This window comes from Streptomyces sp. NBC_00425, assembly GCF_036030735.1.
GTDB lineage: Bacteria > Actinomycetota > Actinomycetes > Streptomycetales > Streptomycetaceae > Streptomyces.
In genome coordinates, this window is sequence record NZ_CP107928.1 from 1,742,042 (window position 1) to 1,758,541 (window position 16,500).

The following is a 16,500-nucleotide window of genomic DNA, read 5'->3' on the forward strand; positions in this document are numbered from 1 at the left end:
CGGCCCGCATAAGCGAACGCACCAGCCGGCAAACCCGAGGAGCCGTTCTTCCCCCGTTCGGGGCAATCCCCGCCGGGCGAGGACTCCGGCCGCCGCGCGAAGCCCCATGATCTTCGTCGTGCATGGACCCGAACCGACCCGATCCGCCCTCGTCACACGAGGTCTGGCCCTGGTGACCGCGGTCTGGATCCTCGCGGCCGTCCCGGCCGGACTGGCGACGGCCGACGCGTGCGCGTACGCCTCGACCGGCCCGGACGGCACCGACGCGGTGGCCGTCGCGGGGAGTTACGGGTGGGAGGGCTCCCCGGTGTGCCCACAGCCCACCCCGCCGCCCGAACCACCGAAACCGCCGAAGCCGCAACCGCCCGAACCGACGCCGACCCCCACCCCCACGCCGACCCCGCCCCCGAAGCCGACCCCGAAGCCGCCGCCCCCGGCGCCCCGGCCGCCGGCGCCGAAGCCGCGCCCGAAACCAGCGGCGCCCGCGCCGCCGCGCCGCGCCGCGCCGCTTCCACGGCCGGCTCCCACACCCCCGCCGGCGCCCGCGCCCGCCCGCACCCCCGAGCCGGCGCCCGCCCCGCGCCCCTCGGCGGCTCCGGTGACCTACCCGGCCTACCACGCGACAGCGCGTCAGCGGCCCTCCCGCGGGGGCCAGTCGCCGGTCACCTACGTCCTGCTCGTCACCGTGCCCGCGCTGATCGCCGTCGCCGCGCTGCGACCGCGCTGAATGCCCGATCCTGGAGGCTTTCCTTGCCGGAATGGCTTGTTCTCACCCTCGCGATGCTCGCCGCCTGCGCGGTGGTGGTCGTCATCACCCTCGTACGGCACCGCAGGGCTCCGGAGGACGAGGACCCCTCGGATACCCCGGACGTCATCGAGTACATGACGATGTGGATCGGCGTGGTGTACGCCATCGTCCTCGGTCTGGCGATCGCCGGCGTCTGGGAGGCGCGCAGCGTCGCCCAGGACCACGTGCAGGCCGAGGCGCAGGCGCTGCACGAGATCTCCGAGCGGGTGCGCGTCTACCCGGCCGACGTACGTGACCGCATTCGAGCGGATGTCAACGCCTATGTCGGACACGTCGTCACCACGGAGTGGAAGGAGATGGCCGACGGCGGCGAGGTGAGCCGGCGCGGCGACGAGCTCCTCCACCAGGTCCGGGTGGACGTCACGGACCACCGGCCGGCCGACGACTTCCAGGCGCAGGCCTACCAGCCGCTGCTCGACCAGCTGGCCGCGGCCGACCAGGCGCGCAACGCCCGCGCCGAGTCGACGGGGGCGACCATGCCCGGCGTCGTGTGGTTCGGACTGCTGGCGGGGGCCGTCATCACCATCGGCATGGTGTTCGCGCTGCAGATCCGGCGCACCACCCGCGAACTGGTCCTGGCCGGGCTGTTCTCCGCGCTCATCGCCTTCCTGCTCTTCCTCATCTGGGACTTCGACGCGCCGTACAGCCGCGGTGTCACCGCGTCGGCGGAACCGTTCCTGCGCCTGTTCCCGGGAATCGGGAGCTGAGGCCCTCGGGGCTGACACCCGCCCACCCCCACGTCCACGCCCACGTCCACGCGCCGGGGGACGGCCGCCACGCCGCCGCCGTCCCCCGGGTGCAGGAACGGCTTCCCCCGTGCGGCCCACACCCGTGCCCCATTCGCACGACAGCGATCGCGGGAGCGCACACACGTTCCTAGCGTTTCGGTCATCGAGGAGCATTGCCGGAGAAAGCGGAACAGGTCCGCAAGCTGCTCCTCGAAGACCGGAGGATCCACCATGCGCGCGATACGCGTCGCTTCGGCCGCTCTGCTGGGCGTCACCGCCCTGACCTGCTTCGCACCGGCCGCCGTCGCGAGCGACGGCGACGACGACCACTACGTCATGTCCAACGGCTACCGGGTGCTGCCCTCGACGGTCGCCGCTGGCGGCGAGGTCGTCCTCCAGGTCGACCGCGTCACCAGCGGCTGCCGGAGTTCCGTGACCGTCACGTCGGGGGTGTTCGACACCGTCGACATCCCGAAGCGCTCCACCTCGGCGGTGGCACGGGTCGACCGGGACGCCGAGCCGGGCGCCTCGTACCGGGTGACGTTCAGCTGCGGGGGCGTGAGCGCCGTCAAGGAGCTGACGATCGCCGCCGTCCGCCCGGATCCCGTGCGCCCTCAGCCACCCCGGGGTGTGCACGCCGGCGAGGGCGGCAGTTTCGCCGGGTTCGACCTCCAGGAGATCGGGCTGGGCGCGGCGCTCGTCGCGGGTTCCGTCGGGGCCGCCTACCGCGTCGCGCGGCGTCGCACAGGTGAGGACGGCGGCTGACGGCCCGCCGCGCACGGGGCTTCGCCCCGGATCCCAGCAGGTCCGGGGCGAAGTCCTGGGTGACGCGCGGTGGCGGACGTCAGATGCGGCGCTCGGCGCGGCGACGCATCCAGAACAGCCCGCCGCCGACCACCGCCGCGGCGACGAGCCCGCCGCCGATCGCGACGTCGGTCGGGGTGGCGCCGCTGGTGCTGCTGCCGCCGAGGCCGCCGCGGACACCGCCGATGACGGTGAAGGCGGCCGGGCGGGTGAGGGTACGGCCGGAGCAGTTGACGGTGACGTCGTAGGCGCCGGGGCGGGCGGTCTCGTTGACGGTGGCGGTGCCCCTGGCGGTCTGGTTGGCGCCGTTGATCGGCGTGAGCTGGGCCTGCGGGAACGCGGCCGAGGTCACGGCGCCGCCGCCGGGGCAGCCGTCGACGGTGATGGTGAGCTGTCCGCCGCGGGCGATGACGGCGGGCAGGACGACGATGTTGCTGGGGTTGGCGCCCATGCCGTCGCGGGCGACGGCGGCGGGGGCGGTGAGGGCGAGGGCGGTGGCCGCGGCGGCGGAGACCGCCGAAGCCGCCAGAGCACGAGTGGTACGCATGTGATCCTCCGCGGAAGGCGCCCCGGGTCCCGTCCCCGGCATGTCGGCGAGAAAGCACCTCCCGGACCGACCCTCGGATGCCGTGCGGGCGCCCGCATTTCGGGAATGGTCCGTCCTGGTGAGCGGACACGCCGAGCGATATGCACACAATCGGATATCGCCGCAGGTCACGGACCGTCAGAAAATATCTGCCGCCGTCAACTCGGATGGCGCACCGGACGAAGCCGGGGCCACCCGTTCGCCGTTGCCCCGTCGCCGGTTCACGTCGCGGCACTTAGCGTTCTCGTATGCGCGATAAGACGCGGCGACGGCCGCGTCGAAAGGGGATGGCGAATGTCTGCGTACGAGCTGTCCGAGGTGGCGGAAGAGGAGGAGCGGCGGAGGAAGCGCGCACCCTGGGGCGTGATAGCGCTTGTTCTGCTGACCGGTCTCGCGCTCATCCGGAACGGGTCGGGAGAGTTCGACATCGGCCCGCCGCAGCCGGCCTCGGCGGCCGCCGCGGACGGCCGGACCGTCGGCGACGTCTTCGGACGGACGGCGGCCGCCCTGCCCTACGCCGAGCCGGACCGGGTGCGGATTCCCGCCATCCGGGTCGACGCGCCGGTCATGGCGGTCGGCCTGGACACGGACGGCTGGGTGGGAGCGCCGCCGCCGGAGGACCCGAATCTCGCCGGCTGGTTCACCGGCGGCGTCTCGCCGGGCGAGAAGGGGACGGCGGTCGTCGTCGGCCATGTCGACAACAAACTCGGCCCCGCCGTCTTCTACGGCCTCGGCGCGCTCAAGAAGGGGAACCGCGTCGAGGTGTCACGCAAGGACGGGAAGACGGCGGTGTTCGAGATCTACGGCATCGAGGTGTTCGCGAAGAACAACTTCCCCGGCGACCGCGTCTACGCCTCCAAGGGATCGCCGGAACTGCGGGTCATCACCTGCGGCGGCGGTTTCTCCAAGGCGAACGGGTACGACGGCAACGTCGTCGCCTTCGCCCGCCTGGTCGAGGTCCGCTGAGCGCACCCGGCCGGGCGGGCGGGCCCGCGTCAGGCGCGCTGCGAGTGCGGCAGCGTGAGGTGGTAGCCGGAGTCCAGAAGCTGCGGCAGATACCTGCGCAGCGCCCGCACACTCTGGCTGCGGTCGCCCCCGGCGTCGTGCGAGAGCACCACGACGCCGGGGGCGGCGCCCTTCTCGACCCGGTCGACGATCGCGCCGGTGCCGGGGGTGGTCCAGTCGAGGGTGTCGACCGTCCAGGCGAGCGGCTCCATGCCCAGTTCGGCGCCGAGCTGGAAGGCGGCGCGGTTCCACGCGCCGTAGGGGGCGCGGAACCAGCGGGGCCGCTCCCCGTAGCCCTCCTCGATGACGTCGCTGGTGCGGGACATCTCGGAGCGGATCTGACCGCGGGTCAGCCTGGTGAGCAGCGGATGCGACCAGGTGTGGTTGCCGACGACATGGCCCTCGTCGGCCATCCGCGCCAGCAGGTCCTGGTTGTCGACGGCCATCTCCCCGCACACGAAGAACGTCGCGCGCACGTCGTACTCGGCCAGCGTGTCGAGGACGCCGGGGGTGTAGTGGGGGTCGGGTCCGTCGTCGAAGGTCAGCACCATGGTGCGGCCGCGGCCGGTCATCCGCAGCAGGGGTTCGTGGCGCACCGGGGTGCGGGCTGGCGCGGCGCGCGGGGGGCCGTAGCCGGTCAGCGGCTGGAGGCGGTAGGCGGAGGGCTTCAGCGGGAGGCTGCGCGCCGGGGCGCCCGCGGCGGGGACGGCGCCCCTGACAGGCTCGCCCTTGTCGCCCCACGCGAACACTCCGGCCGTGCCGGCCGCTCCGACGGCGGCGGCGGCGCCGGCGAGCAACGCCCGGCGCCGCGTGAACAACTGCTCCTTCTTCATGCAGTCATCAGTCGCCCGACCGGCACCTGGCGCACCCTGCCGACACCGGACCGGCGGCATGATTCCACCCGCCCGGCGCAGCGCGGCGCCGGGGATGCCGGGCGGTGCGGCGCCCTGCGTCGGCGGCCGTTCAGCGGTGCCGCACCAGCGGGAACGGCAGGGTCTCGCGGATGGTGAGCCCGGTGAGGAACATGACCAGGCGGTCGACGCCGATGCCGAGGCCGCCGGTCGGCGGCATCGCGTACTCCAGGGCGTCGAGGAAGTCCTCGTCGAGCTCCATCGCCTCGGGGTCACCGCCGGCGGCCAGCAGGGACTGCTCGGTCAGCCGCCGGCGCTGCTCGACCGGGTCGGTCAACTCCGAGTACGCCGTGCCGAGTTCGGTGCCGAAGGCGACGAGGTCCCAGCGTTCGGCGAGACGCGGGTCCAGACGGTGCTGCCGGGTGAGCGGGGAGACGTCGGTGGGGAAGTCCTTGTAGAAGGTCGGCAGCAGGGTCCTCTCCTCGACGAGCCGCTCGTACATCTCCAGGACGACGTCGCCCGGGCCGTCGTCCGGTGTGTACGGGACGCCGGCGCGGTCGCAGTGCCGCTGCAGGGCCGCGAGCTCCGTGTCGGCGTCGATCTCCTCGCCGAGCGCCTCGGAGATCGCGCCGTGGACCGTTCGCACCGGCCACTCCCCCGAGATGTCGTGCTCGCGCCCGTCCTTGTGGACGACCGGTGAGCCGAAGGCGGCCGTGGCCGCGCCCTGGATCAGTTCGCGGGCCAGCTGGAGCATCTCGTCGTAGTCGGCGTACGCCTGGTAGGCCTCGAGCATCGTGAACTCGGGGTTGTGCTTGTAGGAGACGCCTTCGTTGCGGAAGGTGCGGCCCATCTCGAAGACCTTCTCCAGACCGCCGACGCACAGCCGCTTCAGATACAGCTCGGGGGCGATGCGCAGATACAGGTCGAGGTCGTAGGCGTTGATGTGGGTGGTGAAGGGCCGGGCGTTGGCGCCGCCGTGGATCTGCTGGAGCATGGGCGTCTCGACCTCGAGGTAGCCGCGTTGCAGCAGCCCCTGACGCAGGGCCTGGACGGCGGTCGAGCGGGCGCGGACGACGTCGCGCGCGGCGGGGCCGGCCACCAGGTCGAGATGGCGCATGCGGACCCTGGCCTCGGGGTCGGTCAGGCCGCGGCGCTTGTCGGGCAGGGGGCGCAGGCATTTGGCGGTGAGCTGCCAGGCCGTCACGAAGACGGTCGGCTCGCCCTTGTCGCTGACGCCTGCCGTGCCGGTGACGCAGAGGTGGTCGCCGAGGTCGGTGTCGGCCCGGAAGGCTCCGAGGGAGCCTCCGCAACCCGCCGGACCCGCGGAACCCGCCGGGTCCCCGGAGCGCCCGGCGGCCGCGGAACCGGAGGCGTCCCCGGAGCCGAGGGCGGCGCGGGTGAGGGCGAGCTGGTGGTCGCCCGACCAGTCGCGCAAGGTCACGAAGACGATGCCGCCGAAGTCGCGGACGCGCATGATCCGGCCGGCGACGGTGACCGTCTCGCCGCCGCCGGCGAGGGCGCGGACCTCGGCGAGCGTGTGGGTGCGCGCCGGGACGCCGACCGGGTAGGGGTCGACGCCCCGGGCACGCAGCCGGTCGAGGGTGCGGCGCCGGACGCGGACCTGGTCGGGCAGGCCCGCGTCCGGACCGCTCCGTGCGGCCTCGTCCCCTCCGTCGAGGCCGAGCGCCGCCAGCGACGGCAGGCCCTCGGTGGTGGCGGGGCGGGGCCCGCCCTTCGGGTGCCGCTTTCCCCAGAGCTTGCGCAGGGAGGGCACGGAGACGAAGCCCTCGGCGATTCCGGAGGCCAGGCCCACCCGGGCCAGGGAGCCGGCGTCGCCGTAGCACAGGAAGCGGGGGTACCACTCGGGCCGGTACTTGGCGTTGGAGCGGTAGAGCGCCTCCAGCTGCCACCACTTGGAGAAGAACAGCAGCAGCCGGCGCCACAGCCGCAGAACCGGTCCGGCGCCGATGCGGGCGCCCTCCTCGAACGCCGAGCGGAAGACGGCGAAGTTCAGCGAGATCCGGCGCACGCCGAGCTTGGGGGCGGCGGCGCACAGGTCGGCGACCATGAACTCCATGACACCGTTGGGGGCCGAGCGGTCGCGGCGCATCAGGTCCAGCGAGACGCCGTCGGCGCCCCAGGGGACGAAGGAGAGCAGCGCCAGGAGACGGCCGTCGCCGTCCAGGGCCTCGACGAGGAGGCAGTCGGCGTCGGCGGGGTCGCCGAGGCGGTCCAGGGCCATCGAGAAGCCGCGTTCGGTCTCGGTGTCGCGCCAGGCGTCGGCGCGGTCGACCACGTCCTCCATCTCCTGGTCGGTGAGGGCCGAGTGGCGGCGTACGCGGCAGGTGGCGCCGGTGCGGCGGACCCGGTTGACGGCCTGCCGGGTCACCCGCATCTCACGGCCGCCGAGGTCGAAGGAGGCGACGTGCAGGATGGCCTCGTCGCCGAGTTGCAGCGCCCCGAGCCCGGCGCGCGCGAAGGCTCTGGCGCCGTCCTCCGACGCGCCCATCACCGCGGGGGCCCAGGCGTGCCGGCGGGCCGCGTCCAGCCAGGCGGCGATGGCGTGCGGCCAGGCCTCGCGGTCGCCGACGGGGTCGCCGCTGGCCAGGCAGACGCCGGCCTCGACCCGGTAGGTGACGGCGGCCTTGCCGCTGGGCGAGAAGACGACGGCCTTGTCGCGCCGGGTGGCGAAGTAACCCAGCGAGTCCTGTGCGCCGTACGCCTTCAGCAGGGCGCGGATACGGGTCTCCTCGTCGTCGTGCAGGGCCGCTTCCATACGCTGTGAACGGAACAGGACGGCGGCGGCGTTGAGCAGGGCGAGGGCGCCGAAGAGCCCGAGCAGGAAGAACAGGGCGCGGGGCGGGCGGCCGTCGAAGGAACCGGCGGAGACCAGGCCGCCGAGGACCCGGTTGGCGGCCCAGCCGAGGCGCTGGTCGGCGGGGAGGGTGCCCGGGAACGCCTCGACGAGGCCCCAGCCGGCGAGGATCGCGAGGCCGAGCCCCACGAACAGCACGGCGAGCGCCCGCCGCAGGGCCGCCCGACGGGAGGCGGCGTAGAACTCGCGACGGGCGAGGACGAGCAGGGCCAGCGCGAGCGCGCAGACCACCAGGGACGGGACCGACTGGGCGTACAGGCCGACGGCCACGCCGAGGACGTCGGTGAGGACGAGCAGTCCCAGGTAGACGACGACCAGCCACCACGCGACCTTCTTGCGGGCGGCGGTGGCGGCGGCCAGCAGGAAGAGGAAGACGGCGTAGGCCAGGTTGGCGCTGACCGGGACGATGAGCAGGTCGAGGAAGCGGACGACCGGGCGCAGCAGGCGGCGCAGCGGCGGGATCAGCGCCAGCAGGACGCACAGCAGGCCGAGGGCGCCGAGGAAGGCCGCGAACGTCTCGGGGACCCGGGTGAGGACGCGGCCCGCCGGCCGCCGGGCCGGGCGCGCGGTGCGGTCGGCCGCGGTGCGCTCCACGGTGGCACTCATGCTCCGACTGTAGGAACACCTGGGCCGGGCCGCCCGTCGGGCGGCCCGGCACGGGCGGGACCTGGGGCTTCCGATAGCCTCGGGCCGTGACGGAACAGCACTCGCAGCAGCCCGCGCACCAGTTCGAGCGAGGTACCGACGGCCCCAAGGTCGTCCTCGTCGGGGTGGACGGATCGGACTCCTCGCTGCGCGCGGCGGCCTACGCCGGCGGGCTGGCCCGCCGCCAGCACGCGCTGCTCGCCGTGGTCTACGTGCAGCCGGTGATGACGGCGGGCGCCGCGCTGGGCGTGCCGGTCGCGGAGACGACCGACGCCGTCGCCGAGGAACTGGTCGCCCAGATCCGCGAGGCGACCGAGCGGACCCGGGGGATATTCGACGTGCGCTGGGAGTTCCACACCTTCCGCGGCGATCCCTACGGCGGTCTGGCGAGGGCGGCGGACGAGCTGAAGGCGGACGCGGTGGTGGTGGGCGCCTCCGAGCAGGCCGGGCACCGGATCGTGGGTTCGGTCGCGGTGCGGCTGGTGAAGGCGGGGCGGTGGCCGGTGACGGTGGTGCCGTAGCCCGCCGTCCCGGTCCGGCCGGTTCACCGGCGTTCCGGCCGGGTGACCCGGGGCTCCGGCCGGGTGACCCGGGGCTCCGGGCCCTCGCTACTCCCCCATCACCAGCCCGTCCTTGGCCGCGCCCCTGCTGAGGACGACGTCCCTGATCCGGTCGCGCACCCCCTGGACGCCGGCGCCCTGGGCGAGGGCCTTGTTCAGGTCGACGACCCGTCCCGCGTCGACGTCGAACATCTGCGGCACGAACTCGGCCCTGCGCACCTCCCAGCGGCCTCCGGCCCGGGCGGGCGGGGCGAAGGTGAAGCGGGCGACGGTGGACTGGTTGCCGCGCGCGTCCTGGGCCCCCTGGTGGTTGAACATCTCGCCGGCGATCTGGTCGCCCATGCCGTAGACGACCCACGTGCCGTTGACCTTCTCGTAGGCCTGGGGGACATGGGCGTGGGTCCCGAGGACCAGGTCGATGTCGGGGCGGCCGTCGGTGCGGGAGGCGGTGAGCGTGCGGGCGAGGGTGAGCTGGCGGTCGTCCGGGGCGTCCTGCCATTCGGTGCCCCAGTGCACGGAGACGACCACCACGTCCGCGCCCGCCTTCCGGGCGACCTTGGCGTCGGCGAGGATGCGGTTCTCGTCGATGACGTTGACGGTCCAGGGCTGCCCGGGCGGGAGGGGGTAGCCGTTGGTGTCGTAGGTGTAGGCGAGGTGGGCGACGCGGGCCGGGCCCGCGCGCAGCAGGGTGACCGAGTTGCCCTCGGCCTCGGTGCGCGCGGTGCCCGCGTGCCGCACGCCGGCGGCGTCGAGCGCGTCCAGGGTGCGCTGCACGCCGGCGGCTCCGTCGTCGAGGCTGTGGTTGGAGGCGGTGGAGCAGCCGTCGTAGCCGGTGGCGGCGAGGGCGGCGGCGATCTCGGGCGGGGACTTGAAGGCGGGGTAGCCGGTGTAGTCGCCGTTCGCGCCGTACACCGTCTCCATGTGGCACAGGGCGACGTCGGCGCGGGAGACGACGGGTGCGATCCCCGCGAGCATGGGGCGGAAGTCGTAGGCGACGCCGCCGCCGTCGAAGCGGGCACGGTCGATGACGGTGGTGTGCGGAAGGATGTCGCCCGAGGCCACGAGGGTGAAGCCGCGGGCGCCGGCGGGCGCCGGGCGTCCGGGCCGTTCTCCCGGCCGGTGGTCCTGGCTCTGGCAGGCGGCGGCCGCGGTGAGGACGACCGTCAGGGCCAGGGCCACCTGATGTCTGCGCGCGATCACCGGATCACCCCAGTTCATCCGAATTGTCATATTTATGCATGTATCACTACTAGTCGATGTGGGACGACCGGCCGACGCGGCACTCCCTTCGTCCACGGGCGATGCCCGCGATCGGCGTAGCCGGGACCGTTCGTCGAACCGTTCGTCGACGCGATCGACCGTCCGCCGCAGACCCCTGTGCGCGCCCTGTCTTGAACCGGCCCCTTGCGATGCCATACGCCCATGACCGCCACCGCCGCCCTCAACGCCCGGACGACGACCGCCGAACACGAGCTGGCCGCGCTCCAGCGCGAGCACGGCCGGCCGCTCTTCGCGCTGCTGCTGCGGCTGTGCGACGGCGACCGCCAGCGCGCCGAGGACCTGGTCCAGGAGACCCTGGTCCGCGCCTGGCAGCACCCGGAGGCGCTGCGCGCCGACGCCTTCGACTCCGTGCGGCCCTGGCTGCTCACCGTCGGCCGGCGGCTCGCGATCGACGCCCGGCGGGCCCGCCAGGCCCGGCCCGCCGAGGTCGGCGACGCGGTGCTGGAGAACGCGCCGGTCTGCGCCGACCACGCCGAGCGGGCGGCCGCGACCCTCGATGTGCGCGAGGCTGTGAAGACTCTCACTCCGCAGCACCGTGAAGTCCTGGTGCTGGTGTATTTCCGAGGGGCGAGTGTGGCGGAGGCCGCCGAAGCACTCGGCATTCCGCCCGGTACCGTGAAGTCCCGCGCGTACTACGCGCTGCGCGCCCTGCGCCGGGTGCTTCCGGGATACGCGGCCGACCTGCACTGAAACCCACGGTCGGGTCAAGCCTTCGTAAAGCGCCTTGCCGAGGACCCCCGTTGGGTAATCGGGTGTCCTTATCCGTGTTCCGGACGGGTCCGGGAAGCGGGTCTCCAGCGTCCCGGCGACGGGCGAAGCGCACGCACCGGAGGAAGGCAGGAAGGGATGCTGCACAGAGGGCACCAGAGCACGGACGGCACCGGCGGCGGCGAACTGACCGTTCCCATGGCCTGGTTGTACGCCGAGTACATCGCCGACGAACTGCTGCGGACCGGCGATCTCATGCCGCCGACGTCCTTCGAGTTCCGCGCGGGGCGCGACGCCCTGGCGCTGACGATCTTCCTGTCCGACACCGACGGCGAACTGCCCGGCATCCGGGTCGTGACCCAGCTGGAGACCTGGCTTTCGCTCACGGCGTACGACCAGCCGTGGCAGGAGTGGGTCGGCGCACGTATGTCACAACTGACGGACGAGGCGTCGGCGTCGGAGGGGCCCGCCCCCGATCTGGAACTCGCCGCCGCGGCCTGGCGCTGGCTGGAGGAGACGGAGCTGCTCGCTCCCGACCTCAACGCGGTGCCGGGCGGCTCCGTCGGCGTCGGCGAGGACGACGGACCCAAGGTCTGGACGCCCGCCTGGCAGCTCGGGTTGCCGCTCGGCCACCTGGCGATTCATCTTTTCTAGACTCGCACCAATCCGCGGGCCGGACCGCTCCGAACATCTGGGTCACGATTCGGTACGCGGCTTGAGTGATTCGTCTGCCAGGTGCGTACCGGTGGGAGCAACGAGTAACCCCACTGGCACTCAACGGCACGAGGTTTCGGCATGAGGTCCCTGGAAAGGCATCGCGACGTCGGCGCGTACGCGCTCGGCGTGCTGGACGAAGCAGAGGCTTTCCGCTTCGAGGACCACCTCATGGAGTGTCCTCAGTGTGCGGCACAGGTCACCGAGTTCGGCCCCACCGCACGGCAGATGATGCTCTACCGGCGTGCCACCCCGCGTGCCGTGCACCCCTTCGCCGGGCCCGGCCCGCAGCTGCTGGACCGGCTGCTCGCCGAGGTGGCGGCCCGGCACCGGGCGGTGCGCCGACGCGTGCTGTACGCCGTGGCCGCCTCCGTGGTGGTGGCCCTCGCCGGTCCCGTGATCGCGATGATGGCGGGCGGCGGCAGCGGCGACGACGACGGTGCGAACGCCGTGCGGCTCACCGCGACGGACGAGAAGTCCGGGGTGTGGGCCCAGGTCACGACCGAGAACGAGGAATGGGGCAGCCATGTGCGGCTGGAGGTCAAGGACGGTGCGGGCCCGCGTTCCTGCCGTCTGATCGCCGTCGGCCTCGACGGCTCCGAGCAGACCGTCACCAGCTGGAACGTTCCCCTGCACGACGCCCGCCCCAACACCATGCAGGGCGCGGCGGCCTGGCACCCCGACGAGATCGCCCGCTACGAGCTGCGCACGGCGGGCGGCGAGCACCTGGTGACGCTCCCCGCCCAGTGACCGGCCGGAGTGAGTTCAGGTCACTCCGGCACCGCCTCACCCGTACATGAGAGCCGCTCCGCCGGCCTGGCGATCCTGCCGGACCGTGCCCACTTTTCTGAGGATTCGTCCGCGCGGACGATTCCCACGTCTTTCCCCCACGACCGTTCCGCAAGCGGATGTCTCTGCGGGCCTTCGGATCCGCCGATTCCGCCCAGCCCCGGGCGGGAGAGCGGCGACAATCGGCGGGTGCCGTTGACGTTTCCTCCCCATGCGGCGGCCGTGCTGCCGCTGAAGCTGTCGCGCCCGCGCTGGTTCGACGGGGTCGCGCTCGTGGCCGGGTCCACCGCACCCGACCTGCCCTACGCGGCGGGCGCCCCGCTGGCGACCTACGGCCACACCTGGACGGGCCTGGTGGTGTGGGGTGTGCCGCTGAGCGTGACAGCGGCCCTCCTCATCCGCTGGAGCGCCCCGGTGGCCGCCGCCCACCTGCCGGGGTGGTGGCGCGAGTACGGCGTCCTCGGCTCGGTCCGTCATCCCTGGTACGTGACGGTGTCGTCGGCTTGGCTCGGCGCCGTGACCCACCGCCTGTGGGACGACGTCACGCACGATCAACTGCCCGGCACCACGGTGGGTTTCGCCGCCCTCGGCCACAACGCGGCGGCGGGCGTGCCCTGGTGGATCGTCCTGCACACGGCGTCGTCGGCGGCCGGGCTGGCCGGCTGGATCTGGGCGACGGTCCGTATCGGCCGCCACGGACTGCTGCACCGCTGGCACGGCCCGCCGCCCCTGGTCACGCCCCGTCCGGCGCTCTGGTGGACGACCGTGTCCGCGACCGCTGCGGCCGCCACGGCCCTCGCGGCGCTTCTTCCGAGCGGCGACATCCCGATCGTGCTCGGCACCCGGCTGTTGGCCGTTCCCGCGGCAGCCTTCGCCGTCGGCGCAGCCGTCGTCCGCCTGGCCACCCGCAACCGGCCGCCCGGACCGGCCGAACCGACCGGACCGGCCGAGGCTCCGCGCCGCGACAAGCCACCGGAACCGCGGCCCGGCGTCGCGTGACGGCCGACGGGCGCCGAGGGCGCGGCGCCGCAGCAGGCACGCCCGGCGTTCCCTGCCCGCGCCGGCGGGAAACCCGTGCCGCCGCGAGCGGCCCCGTCCCGAGGGCGCGAGGCGAAGGAGCGGGACGCCACCGGGGTCCTGCGAACGGGCCGCCGCGGCGGTCTACTTGAGCAGGCGTGACATTCGCCGGTCCGCCAGTGGCCGGCCGCCCGTCTGGCAGGTGGGGCAGTACTGGAGCGAGGAGTCGCTGAAGGAGACCTCCCGGACGGTGTCGCCGCACACCGGACACGGTTCGCCGGCGCGGCCGTGGACGCGCAGACCGCTCTTCTTCTCGGCCTTCAGCCGTCCCGCCGCCAGGCCCCGCGAGCGTTCGACGGCCTCCGTCAGTGTCGTGCGCAGCGCCCCGTGGAGGGTGTGGATCTCCTCCGGCGTCAGGGAGGACGCCAGCTTGAAGGGGGACATCCTCGCGGCGTGCAGGATCTCGTCGCTGTACGCGTTGCCGACGCCGGCGATCAGGCTCTGGTCGCGCAGGGCGCCCTTGAGCTGACGGCGCTCTCCCGCGAGCAGGGCGGCGAAGCGGGCCTCGTCGAAGCCGGCGGCGAGCGGGTCGGGGCCGAGCCGGGCGACGCCGGGCACCTCCTGCGGATCGCGGACGACGTACACGGCGAGCCGCTTCTGGGTGCCGGCCTCGGTGAGGTCGAAGCCCTCGCCGGTCTCCAGGGCGACCCGCAGGGCGAGGGGGCCCTTGCCGGGGCGGGGCGGGCCGTCGGGGAGGCGGTCCTTCCAGTGCAGCCACCCCGCGCGGGCGAGGTGGGTGACGAGGTGCAGGCCGTCCGCGGTCGTCAGGTCGAGGAACTTGCCGTGCCGGTGCACAGCGGTGACCTCCTGCCCGTCCAGGGCGGTGACGGGCGGGTCGTACGTCTTCAGCACGCTGATCGCGACGGGCAGCACGCGCACGATCTCGTGGCCGACCAGATGCTCGGCCAGGAAGTCCTTGAGGGCTTCCACCTCGGGAAGTTCCGGCATACGTCCAGAGTGCCACGCGGGCTCAGTGGTGCTCGTGCACCACGAACTCGCACCACACGCACTTTCCGCCGCCCCGCGCCTCCACTCCCCAGCCGTCGGTGAGCAGGTCCACCAGGAGCAGGCCGCGGCCGGAGACGCCCGACTCGCCGGCGTCGCGGCGGCGCGGCAGCGCGCTGGAGGAGTCCTCGACCTCCACGCGCAGCCGGCGGTCGCCGCCGGTCAGCGCGCGCAGGGTGACGATCGCCGCGCCCTCGGTGTGCATGAGGGCGTTGGTGACCAGCTCGTCGGCGACCAGCTCGATCTCGTCGGAGCGGTCCCGGGCCCCCCAGGAGCGGACGGCGGCACGGATCATGTGCCGGGCCTCGGTGAGGGCCTCCGGGTCGCCGGGCGCCACGTGCTGCTGGAGGCGGTTGCCGGACTGCGGGTTGTCCGGGCCGCGTCGGCGCAGCAGCAGCAGGGCCACGTCGTCGTCCCCGCCGCGCTCCTCGGCGATCTCGATGAGCCGGTCGGCGAGTTCCCGGACGTCGTCGGGGCCCGCGGCGATGAAGGCCGCGAGGGTCTGCATGCCGTCGTCGAGGTCGGCGCCGGGCTGCTCCACCAGGCCGTCGGTGCACATCAGCAGGGTGTGCCCGGGATCGAGCTCGACCGTGCCGACCGGGTAGCCGAGACTGCCGAACTCGGCGGACAGGCCGAGCGGCAGTCCCCCGGGCACCGCAACGCGCCGGCAGTTCCCGTCCGGACCGCGCAGCAGGGGCTCGATGTGCCCGGCGCGGACCAGCTGGACGACCCCGGTGGACAGGTCCGCCTCCGCGTACAGGCAGGTCGCGAAGCGGTCGGTGTCGAGCTCGTGCAGGAAGACGGAGGCCCGGGCCATCACGGCCGCCGGGGTGTGTCCCTCGGCCGCGTAGGCCCTCAGCACGATCCGCAGCTGGCCCATGACGGCGGCCGCGTGCGTGTCGTGGCCCTGGACGTCGCCGATGACCGCGCCGACCCGGCCGCCGGGCAGCGGGATCACGTCGTACCAGTCGCCGCCGATGTCCCGGCCGTTCGCGCCGCCTATGGTGGCGGCGCGGTAGCGGACGGCCACGTCCGCGCCGCGCACGCTGGGAATGGTGCGCGGGAGCATGGCCTGCTGGAGGCCCTGCGCGATGTCCTTCTCCTGCTCGTAGAACATCGCCCGCTGCAGGCTCTGCGCGATGCTGGAGCCGAGGGCGACGAGGATGTTGCGCTCCTCGGGCGTGAAGCCGTGGCGGTCGCTGTAGAGCAGCCCCATCGCGCCGATCGGACGGGCCTGCACGATGAGCGGCAGATAGGCCGCCGAGGTGATCTTCAGGTCGGTCAGGTGCGGCCACAGCACGGGGTAGCCGCCGGCGAACTCCTCGGGCGACTCGATGAAGCGGGGGGTGAGGGTCCGCACGACCTCGCTCATCGGATAGGGCTCGTCGATCCGGGTGACCAGGGTGCCGGGCACGAAGCTGCCCTCGGGCCCCTCGGCGATCAGCCGGATCCGGCCGGCCTCGACCAGGCCCATGACGAGGCTGGTCGCCCCCAGGTGGGTGAGGCCGTGGGTGTCCTTGAGCACGTCGATGACGTCCTGGACGGTGCGGGCGTGCGCGAGGGCCGCCGTGGTGAGCTGGACGACGTTGGTCTGCTCGCGGCGCGCGTCGTCGAGGGCGGCCGCCTCGTGGCGGTCGGCGAGGTCGTGCAGCTCGTCGGTGGCGTCGCGGACGATGCCGACGATCCGGCGCGGCCGGCCGGTGCCGTCGCGCCGGATGTGGCCCTGGGTGTGGGTCCAGCGCAGGGTGCCGTCGCGCAGTCGCAGGCGGAAGTAGGCGCCGTAGTTCTCGCTGCCGTCCTTGATGGCCTGGGAGACCAGCTCGTCCAGGCGGATGCCCTCGTTCGGTGGGACCCGCACGGCGAGCGTCGCCGGGTCGCCGTCGTACTCGTCGGGGCGCAGGTCGAAGATCTCGTGGGCCCGGGCGTCCATCTGGAACACGCCGGAGTCCAGGTCCCAGTCGAAGCCGCCCATGCGATTGAGCGCCAGGATCGGGTCCGGGTGGGCGGGCCAGTCGTCCGGGAGTGACAGGGCTCTCGCTCCCCGATCAGCCATGGGCCCACCTT

At 73.5% G+C, this 16,500-nt stretch carries 15 protein-coding genes; 9 read left to right on the plus strand and 6 right to left on the minus strand.

What is annotated here, in order from left to right; translation table 11 throughout:
* Positions 1-118 precede the first annotated feature (118 nt).
* The 3 genes from OHS82_RS07195 (at position 119) to OHS82_RS07205 (ending at position 2,301) form a co-directional block, all read left to right on the plus strand.
* Positions 119-727 carry a hypothetical protein gene (locus tag OHS82_RS07195; RefSeq protein WP_328433527.1) on the plus strand — a complete coding sequence of 203 codons (609 nt, stop codon included), beginning with the start codon at positions 119-121 and terminating at the stop codon, positions 725-727.
* 23 nt (positions 728-750) lie between these two features.
* Entirely contained in the window at positions 751-1,515 is a 765-nt protein-coding gene (locus tag OHS82_RS07200; protein WP_079041413.1) for a bestrophin-like domain, read from the plus strand.
* Positions 1,516-1,767: 252 nt separating this feature from the next.
* Positions 1,768-2,301, plus strand: coding sequence for a hypothetical protein (locus tag OHS82_RS07205; protein ID WP_057581035.1), 534 nt, complete (start codon positions 1,768-1,770; stop codon positions 2,299-2,301).
* Between the two features lie 79 nt (positions 2,302-2,380).
* On the opposite strand, the gene OHS82_RS07210 is transcribed toward OHS82_RS07205, so the two are convergent.
* Positions 2,381-2,887 (minus strand): hypothetical protein, encoded by a 507-nt coding sequence (locus OHS82_RS07210; RefSeq protein ID WP_328433528.1) that lies wholly within the window; start codon positions 2,885-2,887, stop codon positions 2,381-2,383.
* 333 nt (positions 2,888-3,220) lie between these two features.
* On the opposite strand from OHS82_RS07210, the gene OHS82_RS07215 reads away from it, so the two are divergent.
* Complete coding sequence (locus OHS82_RS07215; RefSeq protein WP_057581037.1) at positions 3,221-3,892, plus strand: class F sortase; 672 nt, start codon at positions 3,221-3,223, stop codon at positions 3,890-3,892.
* Positions 3,893-3,921: 29 nt separating this feature from the next.
* Here the strand turns inward: OHS82_RS07215 and OHS82_RS07220 are convergent, their stop codons facing one another.
* Entirely contained in the window at positions 3,922-4,764 is an 843-nt protein-coding gene (locus OHS82_RS07220) for a polysaccharide deacetylase family protein (protein ID WP_057581038.1), read from the minus strand.
* Between the two features lie 130 nt (positions 4,765-4,894).
* Entirely contained in the window at positions 4,895-8,263 is a 3,369-nt protein-coding gene (lysX, locus tag OHS82_RS07225) for a bifunctional lysylphosphatidylglycerol synthetase/lysine--tRNA ligase LysX (protein WP_328433529.1), read from the minus strand.
* An 86-nt stretch (positions 8,264-8,349) separates the two neighbouring features.
* On the opposite strand from lysX, the gene OHS82_RS07230 reads away from it, so the two are divergent.
* Positions 8,350-8,823 carry a universal stress protein gene (locus tag OHS82_RS07230; protein WP_057581040.1) on the plus strand — a complete coding sequence of 158 codons (474 nt, stop codon included), beginning with the start codon at positions 8,350-8,352 and terminating at the stop codon, positions 8,821-8,823.
* 87 nt (positions 8,824-8,910) lie between these two features.
* On the opposite strand, the gene OHS82_RS07235 is transcribed toward OHS82_RS07230, so the two are convergent.
* Positions 8,911-10,062 carry a CapA family protein gene (locus OHS82_RS07235; RefSeq protein WP_057581101.1) on the minus strand — a complete coding sequence of 384 codons (1,152 nt, stop codon included), beginning with the start codon at positions 10,060-10,062 and terminating at the stop codon, positions 8,911-8,913.
* A 222-nt stretch (positions 10,063-10,284) separates the two neighbouring features.
* On the opposite strand from OHS82_RS07235, the gene OHS82_RS07240 reads away from it, so the two are divergent.
* From OHS82_RS07240 to OHS82_RS07255, 4 genes are all read left to right on the plus strand, one after another.
* A complete protein-coding gene (locus OHS82_RS07240) occupies positions 10,285-10,833 on the plus strand; it encodes a sigma-70 family RNA polymerase sigma factor (protein ID WP_266715978.1) in 549 nt (182 codons plus the stop codon).
* 156 nt (positions 10,834-10,989) lie between these two features.
* Entirely contained in the window at positions 10,990-11,505 is a 516-nt protein-coding gene (locus OHS82_RS07245) for a hypothetical protein (protein WP_057581042.1), read from the plus strand.
* 141 nt (positions 11,506-11,646) lie between these two features.
* On the plus strand, positions 11,647-12,315 hold the full coding sequence (locus OHS82_RS07250; protein WP_057581043.1) for a zf-HC2 domain-containing protein: 669 nt from the start codon (positions 11,647-11,649) through the stop codon (positions 12,313-12,315).
* Positions 12,316-12,543: 228 nt separating this feature from the next.
* Positions 12,544-13,353, plus strand: a complete 810-nt coding sequence (locus OHS82_RS07255; RefSeq protein ID WP_157876391.1) for a DUF4184 family protein — start codon at positions 12,544-12,546, stop codon at positions 13,351-13,353.
* A gap of 162 nt (positions 13,354-13,515) precedes the next feature.
* On the opposite strand, the gene OHS82_RS07260 is transcribed toward OHS82_RS07255, so the two are convergent.
* Positions 13,516-14,379, minus strand: coding sequence for an Fpg/Nei family DNA glycosylase (locus OHS82_RS07260; protein WP_057581045.1), 864 nt, complete (start codon positions 14,377-14,379; stop codon positions 13,516-13,518).
* A gap of 22 nt (positions 14,380-14,401) precedes the next feature.
* Positions 14,402-16,489: a SpoIIE family protein phosphatase gene (locus tag OHS82_RS07265; protein ID WP_328433530.1), complete on the minus strand. Its 2,088-nt coding sequence runs from the start codon at positions 16,487-16,489 to the stop codon at positions 14,402-14,404.
* Positions 16,490-16,500 lie beyond the last annotated feature (11 nt).

Excerpts from the sequence above, each read along its gene's own strand:
- OHS82_RS07205 (WP_057581035.1), top strand. The coding sequence starts at position 1,768 with ATGCGCGCGATACGCGTCGCTTCGGCCGCTCTGCTGGGCGTCACCGCC.
- OHS82_RS07210 (WP_328433528.1), bottom strand. The coding sequence starts at position 2,887 with ATGCGTACCACTCGTGCTCTGGCGGCTTCGGCGGTCTCCGCCGCCGCG.
- OHS82_RS07215 (WP_057581037.1), top strand. The coding sequence starts at position 3,221 with ATGTCTGCGTACGAGCTGTCCGAGGTGGCGGAAGAGGAGGAGCGGCGG.
- OHS82_RS07220 (WP_057581038.1), bottom strand. The coding sequence starts at position 4,764 with ATGAAGAAGGAGCAGTTGTTCACGCGGCGCCGGGCGTTGCTCGCCGGC.
- lysX (WP_328433529.1), bottom strand. The coding sequence starts at position 8,263 with ATGAGTGCCACCGTGGAGCGCACCGCGGCCGACCGCACCGCGCGCCCG.
- OHS82_RS07240 (WP_266715978.1), top strand. The coding sequence starts at position 10,285 with ATGACCGCCACCGCCGCCCTCAACGCCCGGACGACGACCGCCGAACAC.
- OHS82_RS07245 (WP_057581042.1), top strand. The coding sequence starts at position 10,990 with ATGCTGCACAGAGGGCACCAGAGCACGGACGGCACCGGCGGCGGCGAA.
- OHS82_RS07250 (WP_057581043.1), top strand. The coding sequence starts at position 11,647 with ATGAGGTCCCTGGAAAGGCATCGCGACGTCGGCGCGTACGCGCTCGGC.
- OHS82_RS07260 (WP_057581045.1), bottom strand. The coding sequence starts at position 14,379 with ATGCCGGAACTTCCCGAGGTGGAAGCCCTCAAGGACTTCCTGGCCGAG.
- OHS82_RS07265 (WP_328433530.1), bottom strand. The coding sequence starts at position 16,489 with ATGGCTGATCGGGGAGCGAGAGCCCTGTCACTCCCGGACGACTGGCCC.